The organism is Kitasatospora sp. NPDC059646 (assembly GCF_042734615.1).
Lineage (GTDB): Bacteria > Actinomycetota > Actinomycetes > Streptomycetales > Streptomycetaceae > Kitasatospora.
Map to the genome: position 1 here is coordinate 19544 of NZ_JBHWDS010000050.1, position 22146 is coordinate 41689.

At 75.8% G+C, this 22146-nt stretch carries 23 protein-coding genes; 10 read left to right on the forward strand and 13 right to left on the reverse strand.

Features of this window, described 5'->3' with window-relative positions; all coding sequences use genetic code 11:
• The first annotated feature begins 41 nt into the window (after positions 1-41).
• Both ACFV1L_RS28450 and ACFV1L_RS28455 read left to right on the forward strand, forming a co-directional pair.
• Positions 42-1049 (forward strand): NADP-dependent oxidoreductase, encoded by a 1008-nt coding sequence (locus ACFV1L_RS28450; protein ID WP_380371007.1) that lies wholly within the window; start codon positions 42-44, stop codon positions 1047-1049.
• Between the two features lie 112 nt (positions 1050-1161).
• Positions 1162-1908 (forward strand): DUF6159 family protein, encoded by a 747-nt coding sequence (locus ACFV1L_RS28455; RefSeq protein WP_380371010.1) that lies wholly within the window; start codon positions 1162-1164, stop codon positions 1906-1908.
• Here ACFV1L_RS28455 and ACFV1L_RS28460 read toward each other — a convergent pair.
• The 3 genes from ACFV1L_RS28460 to ACFV1L_RS28470 all read right to left on the reverse strand — a co-directional run bounded on the left by ACFV1L_RS28460 (position 1905) and on the right by ACFV1L_RS28470 (position 4580).
• A complete protein-coding gene (locus tag ACFV1L_RS28460) occupies positions 1905-2687 on the reverse strand; it encodes a hypothetical protein (protein ID WP_380371012.1) in 783 nt (260 codons plus the stop codon). The two genes, ACFV1L_RS28455 and ACFV1L_RS28460, sit on opposite strands and share 4 nt — an antisense overlap.
• 69 nt (positions 2688-2756) lie before the next feature.
• Positions 2757-3722 carry a serine/threonine dehydratase gene (locus ACFV1L_RS28465; RefSeq protein WP_380371015.1) on the reverse strand — a complete coding sequence of 322 codons (966 nt, stop codon included), beginning with the start codon at positions 3720-3722 and terminating at the stop codon, positions 2757-2759.
• 147 nt (positions 3723-3869) lie between these two features.
• Positions 3870-4580 carry a DUF5701 family protein gene (locus ACFV1L_RS28470; RefSeq protein ID WP_380371018.1) on the reverse strand — a complete coding sequence of 237 codons (711 nt, stop codon included), beginning with the start codon at positions 4578-4580 and terminating at the stop codon, positions 3870-3872.
• 237 nt (positions 4581-4817) lie between these two features.
• Between ACFV1L_RS28470 and ACFV1L_RS28475 the strand changes: the two genes are divergently transcribed.
• A complete protein-coding gene (locus tag ACFV1L_RS28475) occupies positions 4818-6170 on the forward strand; it encodes a cryptochrome/photolyase family protein (RefSeq protein ID WP_380371021.1) in 1353 nt (450 codons plus the stop codon).
• Positions 6171-6177: 7 nt separating this feature from the next.
• Here ACFV1L_RS28475 and ACFV1L_RS28480 read toward each other — a convergent pair whose 3' ends face one another.
• Positions 6178-6984 (reverse strand): VOC family protein, encoded by an 807-nt coding sequence (locus ACFV1L_RS28480; RefSeq protein WP_380371024.1) that lies wholly within the window; start codon positions 6982-6984, stop codon positions 6178-6180.
• A 286-nt stretch (positions 6985-7270) separates the two neighbouring features.
• On the opposite strand from ACFV1L_RS28480, the gene ACFV1L_RS28485 reads away from it, so the two are divergent.
• Positions 7271-7717, forward strand: coding sequence for an STAS domain-containing protein (locus ACFV1L_RS28485; RefSeq protein WP_380371027.1), 447 nt, complete (start codon positions 7271-7273; stop codon positions 7715-7717).
• 56 nt (positions 7718-7773) lie between these two features.
• Here the strand turns inward: ACFV1L_RS28485 and ACFV1L_RS28490 are convergent, their stop codons facing one another.
• Positions 7774-9426 carry a sigma-70 family RNA polymerase sigma factor gene (locus ACFV1L_RS28490; RefSeq protein WP_380371029.1) on the reverse strand — a complete coding sequence of 551 codons (1653 nt, stop codon included), beginning with the start codon at positions 9424-9426 and terminating at the stop codon, positions 7774-7776.
• Between the two features lie 351 nt (positions 9427-9777).
• Entirely contained in the window at positions 9778-11028 is a 1251-nt protein-coding gene (locus tag ACFV1L_RS28495; RefSeq protein ID WP_380371031.1) for an SLC13 family permease, read from the reverse strand.
• A gap of 156 nt (positions 11029-11184) precedes the next feature.
• On the opposite strand from ACFV1L_RS28495, the gene ACFV1L_RS28500 reads away from it, so the two are divergent.
• The 3 genes from ACFV1L_RS28500 to ACFV1L_RS28510 are packed head-to-tail and all read left to right on the forward strand — an operon-like array spanning position 11185 to position 13095.
• A complete protein-coding gene (locus ACFV1L_RS28500) occupies positions 11185-11502 on the forward strand; it encodes a hypothetical protein (RefSeq protein WP_380371033.1) in 318 nt (105 codons plus the stop codon).
• Positions 11503-11539: 37 nt separating this feature from the next.
• A complete protein-coding gene (locus ACFV1L_RS28505; RefSeq protein WP_380371034.1) occupies positions 11540-12142 on the forward strand; it encodes a LysE family transporter in 603 nt (200 codons plus the stop codon).
• Between the two features lie 20 nt (positions 12143-12162).
• The gene (locus ACFV1L_RS28510; protein WP_380371037.1) at positions 12163-13095 is read left to right on the forward strand and encodes an aminoglycoside phosphotransferase family protein; all 933 of its coding nucleotides are present in this window, start codon (positions 12163-12165) and stop codon (positions 13093-13095) included.
• A 710-nt stretch (positions 13096-13805) separates the two neighbouring features.
• Here ACFV1L_RS28510 and ACFV1L_RS28515 read toward each other — a convergent pair.
• Both ACFV1L_RS28515 and ACFV1L_RS28520 read right to left on the reverse strand, forming a co-directional pair.
• Positions 13806-14078, reverse strand: a complete 273-nt coding sequence (locus tag ACFV1L_RS28515) for a helix-turn-helix domain-containing protein (RefSeq protein ID WP_380371039.1) — start codon at positions 14076-14078, stop codon at positions 13806-13808.
• A gap of 58 nt (positions 14079-14136) precedes the next feature.
• The gene (locus ACFV1L_RS28520) at positions 14137-14592 is read right to left on the reverse strand and encodes a nuclear transport factor 2 family protein (protein WP_380371041.1); all 456 of its coding nucleotides are present in this window, start codon (positions 14590-14592) and stop codon (positions 14137-14139) included.
• A gap of 141 nt (positions 14593-14733) precedes the next feature.
• On the opposite strand from ACFV1L_RS28520, the gene ACFV1L_RS28525 reads away from it, so the two are divergent.
• From ACFV1L_RS28525 to ACFV1L_RS28535, 3 genes are all read left to right on the forward strand, one after another.
• Positions 14734-15306 (forward strand): TetR/AcrR family transcriptional regulator, encoded by a 573-nt coding sequence (locus ACFV1L_RS28525; protein ID WP_380371044.1) that lies wholly within the window; start codon positions 14734-14736, stop codon positions 15304-15306.
• Between the two features lie 168 nt (positions 15307-15474).
• Positions 15475-16242: a type I methionyl aminopeptidase gene (gene map / locus ACFV1L_RS28530; RefSeq protein ID WP_380371047.1), complete on the forward strand. Its 768-nt coding sequence runs from the start codon at positions 15475-15477 to the stop codon at positions 16240-16242.
• 524 nt (positions 16243-16766) lie between these two features.
• On the forward strand, positions 16767-17615 hold the full coding sequence (locus tag ACFV1L_RS28535) for a transglycosylase family protein (protein ID WP_380371049.1): 849 nt from the start codon (positions 16767-16769) through the stop codon (positions 17613-17615).
• A gap of 125 nt (positions 17616-17740) precedes the next feature.
• Here ACFV1L_RS28535 and ACFV1L_RS28540 read toward each other — a convergent pair whose 3' ends face one another.
• The 5 genes from ACFV1L_RS28540 to ACFV1L_RS28560 all read right to left on the reverse strand — a co-directional run bounded on the left by ACFV1L_RS28540 (position 17741) and on the right by ACFV1L_RS28560 (position 22100).
• Positions 17741-18097: an immunity 51 family protein gene (locus ACFV1L_RS28540; RefSeq protein WP_380371052.1), complete on the reverse strand. Its 357-nt coding sequence runs from the start codon at positions 18095-18097 to the stop codon at positions 17741-17743.
• 35 nt (positions 18098-18132) lie between these two features.
• Positions 18133-18480 (reverse strand): hypothetical protein, encoded by a 348-nt coding sequence (locus ACFV1L_RS28545; protein WP_380371054.1) that lies wholly within the window; start codon positions 18478-18480, stop codon positions 18133-18135.
• Between the two features lie 158 nt (positions 18481-18638).
• A complete protein-coding gene (locus tag ACFV1L_RS28550; RefSeq protein ID WP_380371057.1) occupies positions 18639-20102 on the reverse strand; it encodes a hypothetical protein in 1464 nt (487 codons plus the stop codon).
• Positions 20099-20800, reverse strand: a complete 702-nt coding sequence (locus ACFV1L_RS28555) for a sensor domain-containing protein (RefSeq protein WP_380371060.1) — start codon at positions 20798-20800, stop codon at positions 20099-20101. Before ACFV1L_RS28555 ends, ACFV1L_RS28550 begins: the two co-directional genes overlap by 4 nt.
• 250 nt (positions 20801-21050) lie before the next feature.
• A complete protein-coding gene (locus tag ACFV1L_RS28560) occupies positions 21051-22100 on the reverse strand; it encodes a YihY/virulence factor BrkB family protein (RefSeq protein WP_380371062.1) in 1050 nt (349 codons plus the stop codon).
• Positions 22101-22146: the final 46 nt, after the last annotated feature.

The window sequence follows — 22146 nt, forward strand, 5'->3', positions numbered from 1 at the left end:
CCCGGTCCGTAGCCGTGATCGTCGTCCCGCAGGAGCGCGCCATGTCGGCCGTGAACCGTCAGATCCGCCTCGCCCGCCGCCCGGTGGGCGCCGTCCGCCCCGAGGACTGGGCGTCCACCGAGGAGCCGGTGCAGTCCCCGCCGGAGGGGTGGTTCCTCGGACGGACCAGGTACCTGTCGGTGGACCCGGCGATGCGCGGCTGGCTGGACGACCGCCCGTCCTACCTGCCGCCGGTCGGGATCGGCGAGGTGATGCGCGCCGGATCGGTGCTGGAGGTCGTGGAGTCGGCCCATCCCGCCTTCCGGGTGGGCGAGTTCGTCACCGGCACGTTCGGCGTCCAGGAGTACGCGCTGTCCGACGGGCGCGGCGCGCACCGGGTCGACCCGGACCTCGCGCCGCTGCCGACGTACCTCGGCGCGCTCGGCATGCCCGGCATGACGGCGTACTTCGGGCTGCTGGAGGTCGGCGCGCTGCGCGAGGGCGAGACGGTGGTGGTCTCCGGCGCGGCCGGCGCGGTCGGCAGCCTGGTCGGGCAGATCGCCAAGGTGAAGGGCTGCCGGGTGGTCGGCATCGCCGGCGGCGCCGACAAGTGCGAGTGGCTGACCGGCGAGTTGGGCTTCGACGCGGCGATCGACCACCGCTCCGAGGACGTCCGCCGGGCGCTGCGCACGCACGCCCCGGACGGCATCGACGTGTACTTCGACAACGTCGGCGGCCCGATCCTGGACGCCGCGCTGACCCGGCTGGCGCTGCACGCCCGGGTGGTGGTGTGCGGCGCGATCAGCCAGTACAACAACGAGGACGCCGTGCAGGGCCCGTCGAACTACCTCGCGCTGCTGGTCCGTCGAGCCAGGATGGAGGGCTTCGTGGTGTTCGACTACGCCGCCCGCTACCGGGACGCCGCCCGCGAGCTGGCGGGCTGGCTCGCGGACGGCCGCCTCACCGCCCGCGAGCACCTGGTCAAGGGCGGCGTCGACGACTTCCCCGGCACCCTGCAGATGCTGTTCGACGGTGCGAACACCGGAAAGCTGGTGCTCGAACTGGCCTGACCGCGCCCGCGCGGACGGTGCCGACCCGCCGCCGGAGCCGTCGCCGCCGGCCGGTACGCTCGCCCCCGCCGTTGATCGACACGGCACTTCGGTGGAGAGCGGGGAACGGGCGATGGCGACGGCGCATCCGGTACGGGCGTCCTGGGCGGTGCTGCGGCAGCGCGGCGGGCTGGTGGTGTTCCCGCTGCTCGGCGCGGCACAGGTCCTGCTGATCGGATCGGCCGCCGTCGCACCCGTCGTGCTGAACGGCACGGACGGGGCCGGCCCCGGAACGGCGGCGGCCCTGGTGGCCGGATACCTGGCACTCGGCTTCGGACTGACCGTCAGCACCGCCGCCATGACCCGGGCGGTGGCCGACGCACTGGACGGGACGCCCGCCCGGTACGGGGCCAACCTCCGGGCGTCGGTCGCCGGTTGGCGCAGGCTGCTGGGCTGGAGCCTGCTCAGCAGCACCGTGCTCGTCGCCGCCCGCCAACTGGAGCGGATCCCGGTGGTCGGCGAACTGGTGGGCGTCGTCGCCGACGGCGCCTGGTCGCTGGCCACCTACCTGGTGCTGCCCGGCATCGTGCTGGACGACCTGCCGATCCGCGAGGCCGCCCGCCGCTCCGGCCGGCTGCTGCGCACCACCTTCCGACCGCAGATCTTCGGCTCCGCGTGGATCGCCCTCCCGTTCGCCCTGGCCGTCCTCGGCGGCCTGGTCGCCCTGATGCTCGCCGTCGAGTCGAACCGCCCCGGCCCGGCCGTCGCCGCCGCCGTCCTCGCCGGACTGGTCCTGGCCGCCGCGCTGCTCCTGGGCTCGACGGTCTCCGGGATCTTCCGCACCGTGCTGTACCGCCAAGCGGTCGCCGAACAGGCCTAGCGGCAAACGGGGTTCCGTCCGGCGACCGGCCCGCTCAGGCGGATCACCGCCAGGTCGACCTGGCCGAAGCCGTCCTCCCAGCCGATCACCGGCTCGCAGCCGTACGCGTCGAGTCCCCAGGCGGGGGCGTCGTCGAGCATCGGCCTCAGGCCCTCCTCGCCGTCGGTGAGGAAGTAGCCGAGGTGGTCCCGGAGTTCGGGCGGCTCCACGGCGGCCAGGCCGTCCTCCCAGTGCTCCTCCGGGGCGGCCTCGAAGGGCACCAGGTCCTCGGGCGTGCGGCCGGTGTCGAGCGCGGCGCGGAGCGCGTCCAGGAGGGTGTCGTCGGAGCGGAGCCGGGCGAAGGAGACCGCCCAACTGCCGGGGTGCGCGGCGAGATCGACGCCGTGCTCGACCACCAGCGGCGCGAGGTCCGCGCCGCGGATCAGGCCCTCGGCGAAGCAGGCGGCGGCGACCGCGGAGGCGAACGGCTCGGGCAGGGCGGGCGCGTCCTGTTCCGCCGGTACCGCGAAGACCGAACCGGCGGCGTCGAACACCGGCGTCCGCGGGCTGTCGTCGAACAACGAGCAGTCCCAGACGACCGGTTCGGCGCCGCTCAGGGCCTGCGGCCGCACCCAGGCGGCGTCCCGGTCGAACTCGACCTCGCGGATCAGGTTGCCGCTCACGCCGGCCGCGTACACCGCGCCCGGGTCGAACTCGTGCAGCGGCCGGCCGAGCATCATGCCGAAGGCGTCGGCCAGCCGGCGGTCCCAGTCGGCCGCGGCGATGGAGGGTGAAGTCATGGGCGGCACCGTAGCGCCGCCGTCCGACAGGGCGGAAATCGCGGGCGGCCGACACCGACTGACGGCATGTCAGTTCGACGGCGCGGCCCGGTCGAGCGTGCCAGGGTCCGTGTTGGCGCCGCACAGCACCACGCACACCCGCTCGCCGTCGGCGGGCCGGTACGCGCCGCCGGTGAGCGCGGCCAGGGCGGTGGAGGCGGCGTGTTCGACGGCCAACCGGTGCTCGCTCCACAGGAGTTGGCGGGCCCGGACGATCTCCGTGTCGGGCACCAGGATGCTTCGCGCACCGCTCTGCCGGGCCGCCTGAACGGCGGCCGCGGAGGCGCGCCGGGCGCCCAGCGCGTCGGCGGCGACCGAGTGCACCGGCACGTCCACCGGCCGGCCCGCCGCCAGCGCGGCGTGCAGCGCCCGCGACCCCTCCGGCTCGACGGCGACGGTGCGCACCCCGTGCTCGGCCGCCGCCGTGGCCACTCCCGCGAGCAGGCCGCCGCCGCCGACCGAGACCACCACCGTGTCCACGGCAGGGAGTTGATGGAGGATCTCGTCCAGCAGGGTGCCCGCGCCGGCCGCGATCAGCGGATGGTCGTAGGCGTGCGAGGCCAGTGCCCCGGCGGACGCCGCGAACTGCTCGCACGCCGCCAGCGCGTCCGCGTACTCGGCGCCCACCAGCCGGACGTCCGCCCCGTACCCGCGCAGCCGGGCCACCTTCACCGCCGGGGCGTTCTCCGGCAGGAACACCGTGGCCCGCACGCCCTGCTGCTGCGCCGCCCACGCGCACGCCAGGCCGGCGTTGCCGCCGGACGCGATGGTCACCCCCGCGTCCGGGAGCGTGCCGGCCTCGCGGTGCGCCTGCAGGAAGTTCTGCGCGCCCCGGGCCTTGAACGAGCCGGTGTGCTGCAGGAGTTCGAGCGCGGCCCAGACCTCGCCGCCGCGCCCGTCGCCGCCGGTGCGGAGCGGGGCCACCGCAACGGGCCGGACCCGGCCGGCGATCCGGTCGCCGGCCGCCTTGATGTCTCCGTAGGTGAGCTGCTGCACGGTGCCTGCTCCTGCCGCGTCGAGGGTGCGCGGGCCGGGACGGCCCGCGGTGGTCCGCAGCCGACCGTACCGGCCGGGCGGCCGGATCCGCCGGTGCCGGACGTGTCGTGCCCCGCCCGGCGCCGGCGGATCCGCGGAACGGCCCGGTCAGCCGGCGGTGCGACCGCCGACCTGACGGCCCGTTGCGGAGGCGAAGCCCAGCCAGGTGTGCCGGTTGCCCGCCCAGCACCAGCCGACCTTCGGCGCGTTGCGGCGCTCCCGGCCGTCCCGACCGGTGCCGTTGCTGATCCACACCGCCGGAGTGCGGGCGTCCACCGCGCCGTTCGCCTTGCGCAGCCGCGAACCGATCGTCATGAAGCAGCGGTTGCGCTCCAGTGCGGCGGGCTGCTGGAGCACCCAGTGGATGCCCTCGGTGAGCAGCAGCGGCGTGCGCTCCTCGGCGGCGAGGGCCGGAAGCGCCTCGTCCGGGCTCCAGTTGGCCATCCGGTCGCCGCGGTCGACGCCGGTCAGGAGGTACAGCGGGGCGTCGGGCAGCGCGACCGTGTCGATCGGCGTGAACAGGTCGACGTCGGCCATGTCGACGACCACGAAGCCCGGCTTGTCGTCGCGGCGCAGCAGCGGCGCGAGGGCCGAGGCCGGGGCGCGGTCCGGGTGGACGGCGAGCAGCACGCCCTCGCCGCCCGCGCCGGAGGCGTCGGCGGCCGCGGCGAAGGCGCGGAGTTCGGCGGCGGACAGGCCGGCGATCTCGTGCACCCCCAGCCCGATCAGGCGTTCGGCCTGCACGCTCGGGGCAGGGAGGACGGGGAGGACGGTCGGTGCGGGGGAGAGGGTGGACGTGGCGGACGCGGTCTCGGGCACAACGCTCCCAGGGGCGATGAGGCGACTGGACCCTGGGGGAACGAGGCCGCGCGCCGGGATGTTCCCGGTTCCCCGGGAATTTCGTCCGCCCGGGACTTCGCCGCCGGCGCTCATGCCCGCCGCCGTCCGGTCCGAAAGAGCAAGGGGGACGGCCGTCCCCGGCGCGGCCCGACGCCGCGTCACCCCACCCGCCCGGCACCGGAGTTCGATCCGCCGGGCCCGAGAACGGAAGACCCCATGACCGTCGCCGTCGTCCTGTTCACCCAGGACCTGCGCCTGCACGACAACCCCGCCCTGCACGCCGCCCGCACGGCCGCCGACCAGGTCGTCCCGCTGTTCGTCACCGACCCGGCGATCTCCGCCGCCGGATTCGACGCCCCCAACCGCCGCGCCTTCCTGGCCGGTTGCCTCACCGACCTGGACGCCTCGCTGCGCCGCGCCGGCAGCCGGCTGCTGCACCGCCGGGGCGACACCGCCGAACAGACCGCCCGACTGGCCGCCGAGGTCGACGCGGTCAGCGTGCACGTCGCCGCCGGCGTCAGCGGCTACGCCCGGCGGCGCGAACAGCGGCTGCGCCGCGCCCTCGGCGACCGGCTGCAGGTGCACGACGGCTCGGTGACGGCCGTCCCGCCCGGCGCGGTGACGCCCGCCGGCCGCGACCACTACGCGGTGTTCACCCCCTACCACCGGGCCTGGCAGCAGGTCCGCCGCCGCACCCCGCTGCCCGCGCCGCGCACCCTGAGCACCCCGGACGGCCCGCGCGGCACGGCCATCGGCGAGGCCCGGCCGAACGCCCGCAGGCTGCCCGAGGCCGGCGAGAGCGCCGCCCGCCGGGCCTGGCAGCGCTGGCACACCGAGTCGTACGCGCAACTGCACGACGACCTCGCCGCCGACGGCACCTCGCACCTGTCGCCCTACCTGCACTTCGGCTGCCTGTCCGCGAACGAACTCGCCCACCTCGCCGAGCGGCGCGAGGGCCCCGGCGCCGAGGCCTTCGTCCGGCAACTCGTCTGGCGCGACTTCCACCACCAGGTGCTGGCCGCCCGGCCGGCCGCCGCACACGCCGACTACCGCACCCGCCACGACCGGTGGCGCACCGACGAGGCCGAACTCGCCGCCTGGCAGCAGGGCCGCACCGGCTTCCCGATCATCGACGCCGGGATGCGGCAGCTCGCCGAGACCGGCTGGATGCACAACCGGGCCCGGCTGCTCACCGCGAGCTTCCTCGCCAAGACCCTCTACCTGGACTGGCGGCTCGGCGCCCGGCACTTCCTCGCCCACCTGGTCGACGGCGACCTGGCGAACAACCAGCTGAACTGGCAGTGGGTGGCCGGCACCGGCACCGACACCCGCCCCAACCGCGTCCTCAACCCGCTCGCCCAGGCCGACCGGTACGACCCCGACGGCGCGTACGTCCGCCGCTGGGTGCCCGAACTCGCCGAGCTGCCCGGCCGGGAGATCCACCGCCCGTGGCGGGCCGGCCGGCGCCCGGCCGGCTACCCCGCCCCGCTGGTCGCGCCCGACGCCGTCGCGCAGCGCCTGCGCGAAGGCCGCGAGATCGACAAAAACGGTTCGGCGAAAGAGAGCTGACCACCCGTCAGGAAGCCGGGACCGCTGCCGGGGTCATCAGGACGAAGTCCGCGCCCGCGCCGTCCGCGCACACCGCCATTCGCCCGATCCCGGGCGCGTCCGACGGGCCGACCAGCACCTCGCCGCCCCGGGTGCGCACCGTCGCCGCGGCCGCGTCGCAGTCGGAGACCGTGAACACCGGATGCCAGGCCGCCGCGCCCCGGGACAGCGCCAGCTGCTCCGGCGGCACCTGCAGCACACCTCCGTGCATCCGCTCCGAGGGCTGCCCGGCCGGGGTGACGATGGAGTAGGTGGCGTCCCCGCCGCCGGGCATCGGCATGTCCTCGCGCTGCCAGCCGAACACCGCCTGGTAGAACGCCAGCGCCGCGGACGCGTCCGAGGTGTACAGCTCCGTCCAGCACAGCGCGCCCGGGTCGTCGGCCACCTCCAGGCCCCGGGCCCGCCCCGGCGTCCACACCGCGAACTGGCCGCCCTGCGGGTCGCTGAACTGCGCCACCGACGCCCAGCCGTCGGCGTCCCGCGGCTCCACCCGCACGGTGCCGCCCGCCCGCAGCACGGAGGCCGCGGTCTCGTGGACGTCCGGGGTGAAGAAGTACACCATCCACGCCGACCGGGCGCCCTGCTCGGTGAGCAGCCCGATCCCGGCGGCCGCCCGCCCGTCCGAGCGGGCCAGGCCGAACCCGTCGGCGGAGCCCTCCAGCGGCTCGAACTCCCAGCCCAGCACCGCCCCGTAGAAGTCCGCGGCGGCCGACACGTCCGGCGCGCCCAGGTCCAGCCAGCACGGTGAGCCGGGCACGAAATCGGTGGTGATCATGGCGCTCTCCCTTCGCCGGGCACTCCCTACCCAGCCTGGCACCGGCCCCCGGCCGGCGCGTCCCGGCCGGGACGGCGCGCGCCGCGCCGGGTACCGCCAAGCGGAGGAAATCCTGTGCAGATCGTCGGGTGGAGCATCGAATTCGACCGTCGAACGGACCCTGGCCATGACATTTCGCGGAAATTCCTCCCTCCAGCCGCGAAATCGTCACTCGGAACAGGGTTCGCGCCGCCGGAATCGGGCAGAGGCCGCATACCCCCAGCGATCCCAGGAGAAAGGCACCAGAGTGGCACTGAGCGTGAGCTACGGGGAGCGATACGGCTGGACGGTCGTCCAGGTCGCCGGCGAGGTGGACATCAGCGGAGTCTCCGCACTGCGCGAGCGCCTCCAGCGACTGGTCACCGAGGGCTGCCTGCGAATGGTGGTGGACATCAGCCGGGTCGACTTCTGCGACTCCACCGGCTTCGCCGTCCTGGTCGCCACCCGCCGCATGCTGTCCTCCCGCGGCGGCCGGCTCCGGCTGGTCCTGCCCGGCCCCGAGACGCACACCCGCAAGATCCTCCAACTCTTCGGCATCCAGCGGATCTTCGAGGTCCACGACTCCGTCGACGACGCCCTCGCCGACCTGCGCGCGGCCGTCCTCGCCGAGCCCGCGCCGGCCGTGGCCACGGCCGCGGACGCCGCCGACGCCGTCCCGCGCCCCCGGGAGGGCACCAAGGCCGTCGCCGACTGACCGCCCGCCCGGCGGGCGGGGCGACCGGACGGGTGGGCGGGCGGCGCGCCGCCCGATCAGCCCGGAGTGCCGAAGTCCTGCGTCCACCAGGGCCCGCCGGCGCCCTGGCGCACCCCCACCCCGAGCTCGGTGAACTTGCAGTTGAGGATGTTCGCCCGGTGGCCCGGGCTGTTCATCCAACTGTTCATCACCGCCGCGGCGTCCTTCTGACCCCGCGCGATGTTCTCGCCCCAGCCGCTCCACTCGTACCCGGCGGCGTCGATCCGCTGCTGCGGACCCTCGCCGTCCGGGTTGGTGTGGTCGAAGAACGAGCGCGCCGCCATGTCGTCCGACTGCGCCTGCGCCGCCGCCGTCAACTGCGCGTTCGACCGCATCGCCGGACAACCCGCCTGGGCGCGCTGCACGTTGACCAGGTCCAGCACCTGCTGCCCGAGATCCGCCGACCGCTTCGCGGCAGCCGCCGCCGTCGGCGACGCGGCAGGCCGGGACGCGGGCGGCGCCGGCACCGGAGCCTGGCTCGACGGCGGCGACGACGGCGGCGCGGACGGCGACGGCGCGGCGCTCGGCGACCCGGACGGCGGGACGGACCGGGCCGGCGCGGTGCCGCCCGCCGGATCAACCAGCGCCTCCGCCGCCCCCGGACCCGCCGCCACCGGAACCTGCGCGTCCGCCACGTCCGCCGGCGCCGGCCCGTCCCGCAGCGCGACCGCCACCAGCAGCCCCACCGCGACCGTCACCGCGCCGCCGCCCACCAGCACCCGGCGCCGGCCGCGGCGACGCGCCTCCCGGCGGCCCCGCCGGTCCGCCGGGCCGTCCGCCGACCGCCCACCGGCCCGGTGCGAGCCGCCCCCGGCCGCCCCGCCGCCCGAACCCCGCCGGTGCGAGACCGGGCCGCGCGCCGGAGCCGGCGAGGCGGCACCCGTCCACTCCGCCGGCAGGCCCACCCCGCCGTCCGGCAGCGGCACCAGCGTCAGACCGGCCAGCAGCCCCTCCGCCGGCACCAGACCGCGCCGGTGCTCCCCGCACACCGCGCACTCGCGCACGTGACGGCCGATCCGCTTGCGCCACAGCGCACTCGGCACCCCGTCCCACCCCGCCGTCAGCTCCGCCAGCCACGCGCAGCCGGGCACCGCACCCAGCGCCCGCACCGCCACCCGGGCCGCCTCCAGCTGGCCCTTCATCCGCTGCACCCGCACCGCCGCGTGCTGCGGCGACACCTCCAGTGCCGCCGCCAGCTCCGCCCGCGACAACTCGCCCGCGGCCTCCAGCCACCACAGCGCCAGCAGGTCGCGGTCGCCCTCGTCCAGCCAGCGGGTCGCCTCCGCGACCTCCCGCCGCTGCTCCGACAGCCCCAGCCGGACGATCGTCAGCCCGACGAAGTCCGCCGCCGGATCGGCCACCGCCACCGGGTCCGGCACCGCCTGCGCGGCGCCCGCCGCGCTCTGGTCACGGAAGCGGCGGCGCACCTGGTTCACCGCGATCGCCACCAGCCAGCTGCGGAACCCCGCCGGATCCCGCAGCCCCGGCAGCCCGTCCACCGCCCGCAGCATCGTCTCCTGCACCACGTCGTCGGTGTCCGGATGCCCCGACAGCGCCCGGCCGACCACGTTGTACACCAGCGGAAGGTGACCGCCCACCAGCTCCGCCACCGCCTGCCGGTCGCCGTGCTGCGCCCGGCCGACCAGCGCCGCCACCCGCCCACTGTCCACAGCCCGGTCCGTCCTCGTGTTCTCGCGTCCTGCCCTCACACCTTCGGAGATCCGCCGGCGGCCGACGGATAACGGAAAAGTGCGGGGAAATCTCCCCGACCCGGGGCGGAGCCGACCCTACGGCCTCCGGGGCGGCCCGGGCCAGGAGTGGCGGGTGAGGCTGCCGGGGTTTCATCCGGGCTGCGCATCCGCTCGGCTGTTCGGGCGGGCGGGGCGCCGCCCGGATGCCGGACAGGCGTCCCCCGGATGCCCGCCGGGCCCGCTCCGCCGCTGGTCAGCGGCCGAGCCGGGGCGGTCCGGCGCCGTTCGGGGCCGGATTGTGGGCGGGGTCGGGCGCCGACCGGCTGCCGGTCAGGCGCCGATCAGCCGCAGCGAGGCCCACAGGGCGAGGACGGAGGCGGCCAGGGTGGCCGGCGTGGTGAGCGCGCCGAGCCGGGTGAAGGTGGCCAGGCCGCCGTCGTCGATCGCCCGGGTCTGCACGATGCGCCGCCACAGCAGCGTGGCGAGCGAGCCCGCGTAGGTCAGGTTGGGGCCGATGTTGACGCCCAGCAGGACGGCCAGCACCGCCCCCGGCCCGGCCGGCGCGGCGAGCGGCACCAGCAGCAGCGTCGCGGGCAGGTTGTTCACCAGGTTCGCCAGCAGCGCGGCCAGGGCGGCCAGCGCGAACAGCGTCGGCAGCGACCCGCCGGCCGGGACCAGGGCGGCCAGCCACCCCGCCAGCCCGTTGTCGACCACGGCCTTCACCACCACGCCCAGCGCGAGGACGAACGCCAGGAACGGCACCGACGCCGCGCGCACCAGCCGGCGGCCGTTCGTCCGCCCCGCCGCCAGCGCACGGACCGCCAGCACCGCCGCGCCGAGCGCCGCCGCCCACGCCGGGGAGACGCCGACCGCGGAGGCCACCACGAACCCGGCGAGCGTTCCGGCCACCGTCCACAGTGCGAACCGCGGCAGCCGGGGGCGCTCGACGGGCGCAGGCCGGGACGCCGGGACGGCCAGGTCGGCGGCGAAGAAACGGCGCAGCAGCAGGTACTCGACGCCGACGGCGACCAGCCACGGCAGCGCCATCAGCGCGGTGAACCGCGCGAAGGTGAGGCCGCTGGCGGTGAACGCCAGCAGGTTCGTCAGGTTCGACACCGGCAGCAGCAGCGACGCGGTGTTCGCCAGGTGGCCGCACGCGTACACGTGCGGGCGGGCCCGGACCCCGAGGACGCCCGCCGTGGCCGCCACCACCGGCGTCAGCAGCACCACCGTGGCGTCCAGGCTGAGCACCGCGGTCACCACCGCCGCCACCACGAACACCTGCCCCAGCAGCCGCCCCGGCCGGCCGCCCGAGGCGCTCGCCATCCAGCCGCCGCACGCCTCGAACAGGCCCTCGTCGTCGCAGAGCTGGGCCAGCACCAGGACCGCGGCCAGGAACCCCACCACCGGCCCGAGCCGCGCCAGCTCGGCCCACGCCGCCGCGGGCGACACCGCCCCGACCGCCACCAGCAGCCCCGCCGCCGGAACCGCCACCACCGCCTCCGGCCACCCGAAAGGCCGCCGCACCGCGGACCACAGCACCAGGCCCAACAAGCCCAGCGACAGCACCTCGGCACCCACCGCAACCTCCTGACCAGCGACGACCCGCCCCGTCGGCGACCGGCCCCCATCCAAGCAGGCGCGGGCGCCGACGCGCCGACCGGGTGGGCGCGGCGATCGGCCGGGTCGCGGACGGGTACTCCTGACACACCATCGGGAACAACGGGAGGTCGTGGCATGGCGGACGGTCGGAACGCGTGGCGCAGGGCGGTCGACGCGGGACGCCCGATCGGCTCGACGGGGTCGCTGCTGTCGATCGGATCGGCGTACTCCTTCCTGTCGGTCGGATCGGTGTGCTCCTTCCTGTCCGTCGGGTCGGTCTGCTCGGCGCTGTCGCTGGGCTCGGTCGGGTCGGCGTGCTCGGTGCTGTCCGTGGGGTCCTGGCGCAGCGCCGCCTCCGTGCTGTCGGCGCGGTCGGCGCTGTCCGTGCGGTCGTACCGCTCGGTGCGCGCGCTGCGGGCCGCCCACCGGCGGGGCGGTGCGGGCCGAAAATGAGGTGCGGGCGGCCGGGCCCGCCCGCCATCGTCGGGGGATGACGACGGGTGCGGTGGTCGAAGGCGCGGTGGCCGGTCTGGGAGTGGCGGTGCCGCTCGGCGCGGTCGGCGTGCTGCTGCTGCAGGAGGGCCGCCGCGGCTGGGCGCCGGCCGCCGGCGGTGCCACGGCCGTCGCGGCGGTGGACGGTGCGTACGCGGCCGTCGCCGTCCTGGCCGGCCCCCGCGTCGCCGAGCTGCTCGCCGGCCACGAGGGCGCGGTGCGGGCCGTCTCCGCCCTGCTGCTCGGCGCGATCGCCGTCCGCGGCCTGCTCGGCCTGCGCCGCACCGCCGAACCGGACGCCGCCCCGGCACCGCGCGGCGCGGCCCGCGCCTTCGTCCGCTTCGCCCTCCTGACCCTCGTCAACCCGACCACCGCGCTCTACTTCACCGCCCTCGTCGCCGCCCGCGGCACCGGTGTCCGGGCCGGCGCGAGCGCCTTCGTCACCGGCGTCTTCCTGGCGTCCCTCGCCTGGCAGCACGTCCTGGCCGCCGCGGGTGCCTTCGCCGGCGCCAGGCTCGGCCCGACCGTCCGCCGCTCCACCTACGCGGCGGGCTACGGCCTGGTCGCGGTGCTGGCCCTGCGACTGGCCCTGACGGGCTGAGCGGGGGGTAGGGTGCGGCGGTGATCGGGATTCCGGAGGGGCTCGCGCGGGGCACCGTCGCGCGGGAGGGAGAGCCGGGCCGGGCGTGGATCGCCGCGCTGCCCGGGCTGGTCGAGGCGCTGCTGGACCAGTGGGGGTGCCGGCCGGACGGGGCGCCGACGCACGGGCAGGTCGGACTCGTGCTGCCGGTGCGGGGCGCCGACGGGGCGCCGGCGGTGCTGAAGGTCTCGTTCCCGCACCCGGGGAACGTGCACGAACCGGACGCGTACGCCGCGTGGGGCGGCCGGGGCGCGGTGCGGCTGCACCGGCGCGACGACGACCGGCTCGCCATGCTGCTGGAACGGGCCGACGCGCACACCCTGGCCGACCACCCCGACGTGGACGAAGCCGTCGCCGTCGCCGGCCGCCTCACCAGGACGCTCGCCGTCGCCGCGCCGCCGGGCCTGCCGCGACTGAGCGAGCAGGCCGGGCCGTGGGCGGACGACCTCCGCCGCGACGCCGACCGGCTGCCCCGGCCGCTGCCGCGACGGGTGGTGGACGCCGCGATCGCCACCCTCCGCGAACTCGGGCCCGACCAGCCCGACACCCTCGTCCACGGCGACCTGCACTTCGGCAACGTCCTGCGCGCCGGACGCGAACCCTGGCTGGCCATCGACCCCAAGGGCCACGTCGGCGACCCCGCGTACGACGGCCTCACCCTGCTCCGCACCCGCGTCGAGGACCTGCTCGCCGCCGCCGACCCGCACCGCGCGCTGCTGCGCCGCCTGGCGATCTACGCCGAGGCCGCCGAACTGGACCCGGAACGCGTCCGCCGCTGGGCGCAGGTCCGGGCGGTGACCGCCGCCCACTGGGGACGCCGGCACGGCGACCCGCACTGGCTGCTCGAACTCACCGACCGCACCGCGCAGTTGCTCAGCCGGAGCCCCGCCCGGCCGGCGGCGGCGCCGAACTGACGCGGGATCAGTCGCGGGAGCCCTCAACTCGCCGACGGGAAGCCGGTTCGGCGACCCGGGGAAGCGGTGGGCAGCGGACGGGCGGGCGGCTGCCCCGGGCACGGGAGCGGAGGCCCGCCGGGTGGCTGCCGGGCGGGCCGCTGGACGTCCTGGACGCCGGGCACGGGACGGGCTCCCTGTCGTTGCCGCGCGGCGAGGCCGGACACCGGGTCACGGGAGTGGACCCGGCGGCGGGGACGGTCGCGCGGCCCGGGCGAAGCCGGCCGGCACGCGCCTGCCGGGGCGGTTCCCGACGGGCGCCGCCGTGCGGCCGCCCGGCGGCGCGGAGCGGTTCGACGCGGTGCTCGGCCGGCACCTGCTGGACGCTGCCCGACCCGGAGACCGCGCTCCGCCGCCGGCCGACCCTGCCGCCCCCGGGCGGCCGGCCGGTGCGGGTCGAGGACCGCCGACGGGAGGCGGGCGCGAAGGCCGGGCCGTACCCGCCGGGCGCGAAAGCCGGGCCGTACCCGCCGGGCGCGGGCGAACCGCCCTGGGCGGGCGGCGGCGGGGCGGCCGAACCGGCCGGCGCCGTACGGCCGTTGGCGCCCGGGCCGTGGATCGAACCGCTGTCGGCGGACGCCGGGCTCCGGGGCGGACCGGTGCCGGGCGAGCGGTACGCGGTGCTCGGGGCCGCCGGACGGGCGGTGGTGCGAGGGTCCGACGGTCGGCGGTCAGCCCGCCGCGCGGCGCTCGTCGGCGACCACGCCCAGCCACACCTGGGCGGCGTCGTCCAGCGGGACGTCCAGCGCGGCGCACAGGCCGACCACCGTGCCGAAGCCCGGACTGGGGAGCCGGCCCATCTCGATCTTGCGGAGGGTCTCGGGGGAGATGCCGGCGCTCTGGGCGACGGCGACCGGGTCGCGGCCGGCCCTGGTTTCGCGGAACAGCGCGCCCAGGCGCCGGCCGGCGTCGATCTGTTCGGGGGTGAGGGGGACTCGCACCATGCCGCCACGCTACTGAACGCGGCGGCCCGGCGTCTCCTCCGCCGGGCGGCGGAAGGGTTCAGCGCACGGGCAGCTCGGGTTCGCCGTCCTGCCGGGGGCCGAGGATGCGGCGCTCGGCGGCGGCGATCCGCACGTCGTCGATACTGGCCTCGCGCCGGCGCATCAGGCCGTTCGCGTCGAACTCCCACAGCTCGTTGCCGTGACTGCGCCACCACTGGCCCTCGTCGTCGTGCCACTCGTACTGGAAGCGGACGGCGATCCGGTCGCCGTCGAACGCCCACAGGTTCTTGCGCAGCGCGTACTCGTGTTCGCGGGCCCACTTCGCGGTCAGGAACTCGACGATCGCGGCGCGGCCGGTGAGGAAGGCGTCGCGGTTGCGCCACACCGAGTCGGGCGTGTAGGCGAGGGCGACGCGCTGCGGGTCGCGGCTGTTCCAGGCGTCCTCGGCGGCCCGGACCTTGGCGAGCGCGCTGTCGCGGGTGAACGGCGGGTGGGGCGGGCGGTCCTCGGTCACGGCGGCCTCCTCGGCGGGTCCGGCTCGTTGGGCTTGGCGGGTCCTTCGGAGCCGGTCGAGAACGAGCGTTCTCGACCGGGCGTGGACGCTAGGCTAGGGAACGACCGTTCTCCACGTCAATGCCGCGCAGGGAGCCGCCCGATGCCCGCCCCGCCCACCGAGGAACAGACCCGGCAGGACCGCGAGAAGCTCCTCGACGCCGCCGAGGCGCTGTTCTACGAGAAGGGCATCCGCGCCGTCGGCATGGACGAGGTCCGGGCCGCCTCCGGGCTGCCGCTCAAGCGCATCTACCGCCTCCACCCCGCGAAGGACGACCTGGTGGTCGCCGTCCTGCGCCGCCGCGACCTGCGCTGGCGCGGCCGCCTGACCAGCGCCGTCGAGGCGCACGCCGACCCCCGGGCCCGACTCCTGGCCGCCTTCGACTGGCTCGCCGCATGGTGCGCCGAGCCGGGCTTCCGCGGCTGCGCCTGGATCAACGCCTTCGGCGAACTCGGCCCGTCCTCGCCGGCCGTCCTCGCCGAAGTGCGCACCCACAAGGAGGCCTTCCACCGCCACCTCGCCGACTGGTCCCGCGCCGCAGGCATCCCCGACCCGGCCCCGGTCCAACTGCTCGCCGAGGGCGCCATCGTCACCGCCGCCATCACCGGCGACCCGACCGCACCCCACCGGGCCCGCATCGCGATCGAGGCCCTCCTGCACGCCGCCCGGCCGTAGGGGGCCGGCTGCTGCCGCAACCGGACTCGAACCGGGCGCCGTTCCGCTTCGACCCCGTTGGGCGGTATTTAAATACCGATTGGCTGCTAGGGTGTCTGCGTCCGGCCGGTATTCAAATACCGGCAGTCCGAGCGGGCGGCGCGACGCCGCTGTGCAGGGAGTCGTGTCGTGATCGAGTTCAAGACGCCGCAGGCGATCGAGAAGATGGCCGCCACCGGGCGGTTCGTCGCCGAGACGCTGACGGAGCTGTCGGGGATGGTCGAGCCGGGCCGGGAGGTGATGGACCTGGAGCACCGGGCCCGGAAGCTGATCGAGAAGCGCGGAGCGGTGTCCTGCTACTGGGACTACGCGCCGTCGTTCGGCCGCGGGCCGTTCCGCAACGTGATCTGCCTGTCGGTGAACGACGCGGTGCTGCACGGACAGCCGCATCCCTACGTGCTCCGGGACGGCGACGTGATCAGCCTCGACTTCGCGGTGTCGATCGACGGCTGGGTGGCCGACTCCGCCGTCACCGTCGTCGCCGGGACGCCCGCCGAACAGGACGTCCGGCTGATCGACTCCACCCGGGCCGCGCTGGACGCGGCGATCGCGGCGGCCGTCCCCGGCAACCGGATCGGCGACCTCTCGGCGGCCATCGCCGCGGTCGGCCAGGGCGCCGGCTACCGCATCAACACCGACTTCGGCGGCCACGGCCTGGGCCGCACCATGCACGAGGACCCGCACGTGGCCAACGTCGGACGGCCGGGCCGCGGCCTGGAGCTGCGCCCGGGCCTGACGCTCGCGCTGGAGCCGTGGTGGTGCACGGGCACCGCGAAGCTGCGGGTGGACCCCGACGGCTGGACGCTGCGGTCCGCGGACGGCTCGCGCGGCGCGCACTCCGAGCACACCGTGGCGATCACCGAGGACGGGCCCCGCGTCCTCACCGCGCTGTCCTGACGCGGCAGTTCGGCGGGCCGAACGACGGCGCGCCGGCCACGGCGGGTGACCGCCGGGTGCACCGGCCGTGGTCGCTGTGGCCCGGCCCATAGCCGGGGGGCCGGACGGTCGGCGGTCGGTCGGCCGTCCGTCACACAGGGTGCGCGGTTCCCCGGCGGAAGGCGGTCGAATCCGGTGAGGCCGGTCACAGCGCGCGCGGCCCGGGCCCGGAATTTCGCGGGCCGGGCCGCCGGAAAACCCCGCTGTACCGCCGGTAACATGGCTCTGACCTGCACAGACCTTGGAATGCTTGGAGTTCGGCCCGGACGCCCGTAGCTTCGTAACCAGTGCAGGGCGCACTACCCGGGATCACCCGACACCAACGCCCCGGAGCGGCCACCGAGCCGCCCGCACGGGCAGGGTGACCGCGACGGAGAGCACGTCGGCAAGAGACGGCACCGTCCGATCCACAAGCGCGAGAGACAGCAGGCCCGCCAGGGGCTCTGGTTCCGCCTTGCCTGCCCGGGGCATCCGAAAGGAATCGCATGATCTTCCGTAACGAGACCGCTGCCGCCAAGACCGCCACCACCGCCGAGAAGGGCAGCCGCAACCGCAACCGCGTCCGGGCCGCCATCGTGGCGGGCTCCGCGGTGGCCGCTCTCCCGGTGGCCGGCCTCCTTACGGCGACCTCGGCCTCCGCCGCCGACGTGTCCACCTGGGACAAGGTCGCCCAGTGCGAGTCGACCGGCAACTGGTCCATCGACACCGGCAACGGCTTCTACGGTGGCCTGCAGTTCACCTCCTCCACCTGGGCCGCGTACGGCGGCACCGCCTACGCCCCGCAGGCCAACCTGGCCACCAAGGCGCAGCAGATCGCCGTCGCCGAGAAGGTGCTCGCCTCCCAGGGCCCCGGCGCCTGGCCGGTGTGCTCGATCCAGGCCGGTCTGACCCAGGGCGGTGCCGCCGCCCAGGTCGACACCTCGTCCTCGTCGAGCGCCGCCACCGGCTCGACCGCCGCCACCGGCTCCACCAAGTCCTCGAAGCCGGCCACCACGCAGAGCGACGCGGCCTCCACCAACACCACCGCCGGTGACGGCGCGGCCTCGCGCTCGCAGACCCGCGGCCAGGCCCCGGCGGCCGCCGACCAGACCCAGGGCGCCAAGGCCCAGGGCGCGTCGCAGGCCGACAAGTACCAGGGCGGCCAGTCCTGGAAGAAGCACAACTCCGGTGCCGCGAAGACCGACGGCGGCAGCTACACCGTCAAGTCCGGTGACACCCTGAGCGCCATCGCCGCCGCCCACGGCACCACCGTGGACGCGCTGTTCAAGGCCAACGCCCAGACCATCGGCGCCAGCGCCGACGTCATCTTCCCGGGCCAGGTCCTCTCCATCTGAGGCACCTCCGCCCGACCGGTCCGTGAAACCGGACCACCCGCACACGCCGACGGCCGCCCCTCATGTCGGGAGGGGCGGCCGTCGGCGTTCGCGCGTCCGCGCGGCGGCGGGGGAGGGACGGGGGATCAGTCGAACCAGTCGGGCTCGGCGGCGTCGATCAGCTCGCGCAGCGTCGGGCGGTCGCGGAACGCGCCGGACAGCAGCGCGCCGAGTTCGCGCAGCGCCGCCGCGTCCTCGCCGTACGCGACGAACATGCCCGCCTCCGGGTCGTAGCGGAACCGGCCCTCCAGGTGCGGCGCCCGCGAGCGGACCGCGGAACGGGCCACCGCCTCCCAGCCGTAGCCGCCGTTCTGCCGGTCGGCCGCCTCGAACACCTCGTCCACCGCCACCATCCGATCGTCCGTCAGCATCAGGCAGTACGAGCCGGGTCGGTGGTCGTACTCGACGAACACCAGCGGGGCGTAGCTCTCACGATCTTTCATGGCCGGGACGCTAGCGGCCGCCACCGACAGTGCGGTCAGCGGCCGGGCAGGACCTCTTCGACCGCGCTGGTGCCCGACCCGGGCCGGGACTCCCAGCGCCAGCGCTCGTCCAGCCGCAGCCGCCCGTCGGCGAGGCGGCTCAGGCGGCTGACGCAGTGCCCGGAGTTGGTCTCCCCGGCCCGGTTGAGCTGCACGTACCGGAACTCGACGGTGTCGCCGGTCCGGGTGCCGACCAGGTGCCCGTGGACGATCTCGCCGCCCCGGTAGGCGGCCCACACCAGCCCGTCGCGCTCGCGGTAGGTGAAGCGGGTGCCCGGGTCCACCTCCCCCTGCGCGGGGCGGGCGACCGGCGCGAACTGCAGTCCGTCGAGCGAGGGCAGCATGAGGCCTCCTGATGCCGTGGCGGTGGGTGTGTGACGCCCAGTCGACCACGCCGCGCCGCCCGCCCACCGGACCGTCCGGCAGGTGGACGCGGGGGCCGGTCGGTTGTTGTCCATCGGGTTCAACCGGTCGGTCGTCCTCGGTCAGTCGTTGTTCCCGATCAGTCGTTGTTCCCGGTCAGGAACGGGTCGGGCACCACGTTGTCGTTCTCGTCGTAGAACGTGGTGCGTTCCAGCACGCCCGGCAGGGTGTGGATCAGGTACATCTCCCAGTCGGTGACGCTCGGGGCGCGCTCCCAGGTCAGCGCCCACTCGGGGAGCCTGCCGTTCTCGAACGGGATCCTCCCCCTGGCGTTCTTGTGCTCCCAGGCCCAGCCGCGGGCCAGGGTGTTGGGCAGGTCCTTGAGGTCCTTCAGCGAGACGTGGATCCGGTAGTTCGGGTCGTTCAGCCGGCCCAGCAGCTCCCGGCGCACCTGGGTCATGTCGAAGTCCATCAGGTGCTCGTACCCGTTGCGGTCGGCGAACGGCTGCACCCGGCCGCCGAGCCCGAGGGCGAGGTTGCGCTGCGGCGGGGCGGCGGGCGCGTCGGCCGGGGCGTCGACGCTGTCGACGCCGCTGATCACCGCCTTCCTGCCGTTCACCGTGGTGACCGCCGAGCCGCCGCCGTTGACGGTGGCGTCGAACGCGCGCTGGGCGGCCGTCGGCGGACGGGACGGGTCGCGCAGGGTCAGTGCGCGGTAGCTGCCGTCGCGCTGCTCGACCAGCCCGTCGTAGCTGCGGGTCGGCTCCAGCACGCCCGCGTTCGCCGGTGAGAGCTTTCCCAGGGCGGCGGGGGAGAGCACCGCGTCGACCGGACGGCCGTCGATCCGCACGCCGTGCTGGTCGGCGTACCGTTCGAGCGGCTGGCGGCGCACCGAGCCGGCCGGCCGGTCCCCGCCGTCGACGCGCGGGGCGCCGGCGGACGGGGTGCCACCGGACGGGCGGCTGCGGTCGCTGCCGATGGCGGGCCCGGTGGCGGCGGCCGGGGCGGCGAGCCGGGCCAGCAGCTCGGCGGCCATCTGCGTCACCAGTTGGCCGCGGGTGCTCTGCAAGGTGCTGCGCCTGCTGCCCAGGTCGCTCTTCCGCCGGTCCAGGTCCCGCTGCTCGGACGTGATCGCGTCGCCTTCGTCGGCGATCTTCCCGGCCCGGTCCTTGAGCTGCTGCTGCTCGGAGTTGATCGCCGCGGCTTCCGCGTTGAGCGCATCGGCGACGGCGGGCGGCGCGCCGTTCGGGTACTGCGCCACCTCCGCGTTGTGCTGGTCGATCTTCTTGTCGTTGGCGTCGAGCGCGTCGAGGACCGCCTTCGACTGCTCGTTGTAGGCGGTGGTCCGCCGGTCCAGCTCGGCCTGCTTGTCGGCCAGGCTCCGGTCGGTCGGAAGCTCCGCCAACTGGCGGTTGAACGCCGCCAGTTGCTTGTTGAGGGAGGGGGAGTAGGCGGCGCTCGGGGCGACCGGCGCGATCGCGGCGGCAGCCGGCGGGTCGTCGGCCGCGGCCGCCGCGGCGGGCCCGGCGGGCAGCACCAGGGCGAACAGGACGGTGACGGGCGCGAGCGCGAGGGCGGCGAGACGCCGCAGCGGGCCCGTCACTTGGCGCGCTCCGCCATCCGGTCGGCGAGCGCGCGGGCCGCCGGGCCGCCGTCGCCGGACTGGCAGACCGCCGCCTGCAGGACGGTCGACCCGGTCAGCCGGGCCTCCCGGTAGCACGCCCAACCGCCGCCCCGGTCCTGGGTGGCCGTCCAGGACAGCGCGGAGTCCGTGGCACTGTTCACCCGGTACGTCCAGCGGGACGCGTTCGCGCCGGAGGCGTCCCGCACCGCGGCGGTGCACGCCTTGACGCCGTCGGTGAGCGTGCCGAACACCTCCCCGGCACTGGCGGCGTCGGCGTACCGGCCGACGGTCTGGGTGGCGGTGTGGTCCGCCGCGTCGGCGGCGTCCTGCTGAACGACGGACACGAACGCCGTCCAACCCCCTTGGTACACCACGGTGGTGGCCGGTCCGACCGCCACCGAGCAGCCCGGCGGGTCGGCCGGCAGCGGCGGGGCCGGCTCGCTCGCCCGGGTCAGCGCGTTCAGCGTGCTGCCCACGGCCCGGCTGACCTCGTCGGCCGGCAGCACCACCGCCTGGACGGTGCCCGCCACCACCGGCGGCTCCTCCTCCGCCGCCGGCCACTGCCACCACACCACGCCCGCCGCCACCGCGACCAGCAGCACGGCCGCGACCGCGACCCACCGCCACCGCCACCGACCGGGCCGGCCGGGCCCCGTCGCCTCGCTCCGCATGCTCATCGGCCCTCCCGCGTTCCTCGGCGGTCGGCACCGCCGGGTGGCGGCGCCGACAAGGAAGCCAGACGCGGCCGGTCACCCGGCCGTCGCTGCCAGTGTCCGGTCAACTGGGCGGGAAGCGAAGCGATTTGAACGAATGCGGAGCGTATGGGCAGAAGCTGTGCGAGGCTGCCTCGCGCGCCGGAGCCGCCCTCCACGACGGGCTTCGACGTCCGCCCGCCGGCGGGGGCGGCCGGCGGGGCGGGGTGCGGGGCTACGTCCGCTTGTTCGGGCCGGGGCTGTCCGGGCCGTCGTCCCGATCCGGCCCGGAGCCGGAACCGGTCTCGGAGCCGGTCTCGGAGCCGGTCTCCGGATCGTGGAACTCGACGTCCACCCGCTGCTCCGGGCGGCGCTCCTCCTGGCGGGCGAGCGAGGCCAGCACCTCCTGGTCGGGGCCGGTCAGCGGGGGCTGGAGCAGCGAACGCGGCCACAGCCGGCGGGCCAGCACCACGTTCGTCTCGGCCGCGTACACGGTGATCTGCGACGCCAGGTACAGCCAGGACAGCAGGCCGATCACGGTCGCGAAGAAGCCGTACACGGCCGACGCGTGCCGCAGTTGATGGGCCACCAGGGCCGCGCCGAACGCCTGCAGGACGGTGAACAGCGGTCCCGCGAGCAGACTGCCCGGCACCAGTCGGCGGGTCGTCACGTCCTTCGGTGTGAGGATCCGCAGACAGGCCAGGAACAGCGCGGAGTTCAGCACCGCCGACAGCAGCAGCCCGCCGATCCGGGCGAGCGTCCCGCTCACCGAGGCGCCGACCAGCGCCGCCGCGGCCGTGCTGACCACCAGCCCGGTGCCCAGCGCGCCGAACAGGGCCAGGCTGCGCCCGAGCCGCGGCCAGTAGCCGGGCCGCCGCACGCCGGGCACGTTCCACACCTCGGCCATCGCGTGCTGGAGCACCTGCGCGATGCCCAGCGCACCGTAGAGCAGACCGGCGATGCCGATCACCAGGGCCAGGCCGCTGCCCTGCACCGAGTGCACGTTCTCCCGCAACTGGTCGCCGATGATCGGGAAGTCGGCCAGCGCGGAGTTCACCACCGCCTGCTGCGCCTCCGGATGCCCGTGCAGCACGAAGCCCAGCACCGTGGACAGCAGGAGCAGCAGCGGGATCAGCGACACGAAGCCGTAGTAGGTGATCAGCGCGGCCAGCAGCCCGCCCCGGTCGTCCCCGTACTTCTTGATCACGCCGAACACCGTGGCCAGCGGCCGGTACTGCTGCTGGGTGCGGTCGACGGCGCGCAGCGCGCGTTCGATCGGATTCACGGCCCGTCCTCCTCGCTGCCTCCGGCGGCCTGTCGCCGATCGGCAT

Coding starts and splice junctions, on each gene's coding strand:
- ACFV1L_RS28505 (WP_380371034.1), top strand. CDS start 11,540: ATGACGACGGGTGCGGTGGTCGAAGGCGCGGTGGCCGGTCTGGGAGTG.
- ACFV1L_RS28535 (WP_380371049.1), top strand. CDS start 16,767: ATGATCTTCCGTAACGAGACCGCTGCCGCCAAGACCGCCACCACCGCC.
- ACFV1L_RS28475 (WP_380371021.1), top strand. CDS start 4,818: ATGACCGTCGCCGTCGTCCTGTTCACCCAGGACCTGCGCCTGCACGAC.
- ACFV1L_RS28460 (WP_380371012.1), bottom strand. CDS start 2,687: ATGACTTCACCCTCCATCGCCGCGGCCGACTGGGACCGCCGGCTGGCC.
- ACFV1L_RS28500 (WP_380371033.1), top strand. CDS start 11,185: ATGGCGGACGGTCGGAACGCGTGGCGCAGGGCGGTCGACGCGGGACGC.
- ACFV1L_RS28555 (WP_380371060.1), bottom strand. CDS start 20,800: ATGAGCATGCGGAGCGAGGCGACGGGGCCCGGCCGGCCCGGTCGGTGG.
- ACFV1L_RS28545 (WP_380371054.1), bottom strand. CDS start 18,480: ATGCTGCCCTCGCTCGACGGACTGCAGTTCGCGCCGGTCGCCCGCCCC.
- ACFV1L_RS28480 (WP_380371024.1), bottom strand. CDS start 6,984: ATGATCACCACCGATTTCGTGCCCGGCTCACCGTGCTGGCTGGACCTG.
- ACFV1L_RS28450 (WP_380371007.1), top strand. CDS start 42: ATGTCGGCCGTGAACCGTCAGATCCGCCTCGCCCGCCGCCCGGTGGGC.
- ACFV1L_RS28525 (WP_380371044.1), top strand. CDS start 14,734: ATGCCCGCCCCGCCCACCGAGGAACAGACCCGGCAGGACCGCGAGAAG.
- ACFV1L_RS28540 (WP_380371052.1), bottom strand. CDS start 18,097: ATGAAAGATCGTGAGAGCTACGCCCCGCTGGTGTTCGTCGAGTACGAC.
- ACFV1L_RS28515 (WP_380371039.1), bottom strand. CDS start 14,078: ATGGTGCGAGTCCCCCTCACCCCCGAACAGATCGACGCCGGCCGGCGC.
- ACFV1L_RS28455 (WP_380371010.1), top strand. CDS start 1,162: ATGGCGACGGCGCATCCGGTACGGGCGTCCTGGGCGGTGCTGCGGCAG.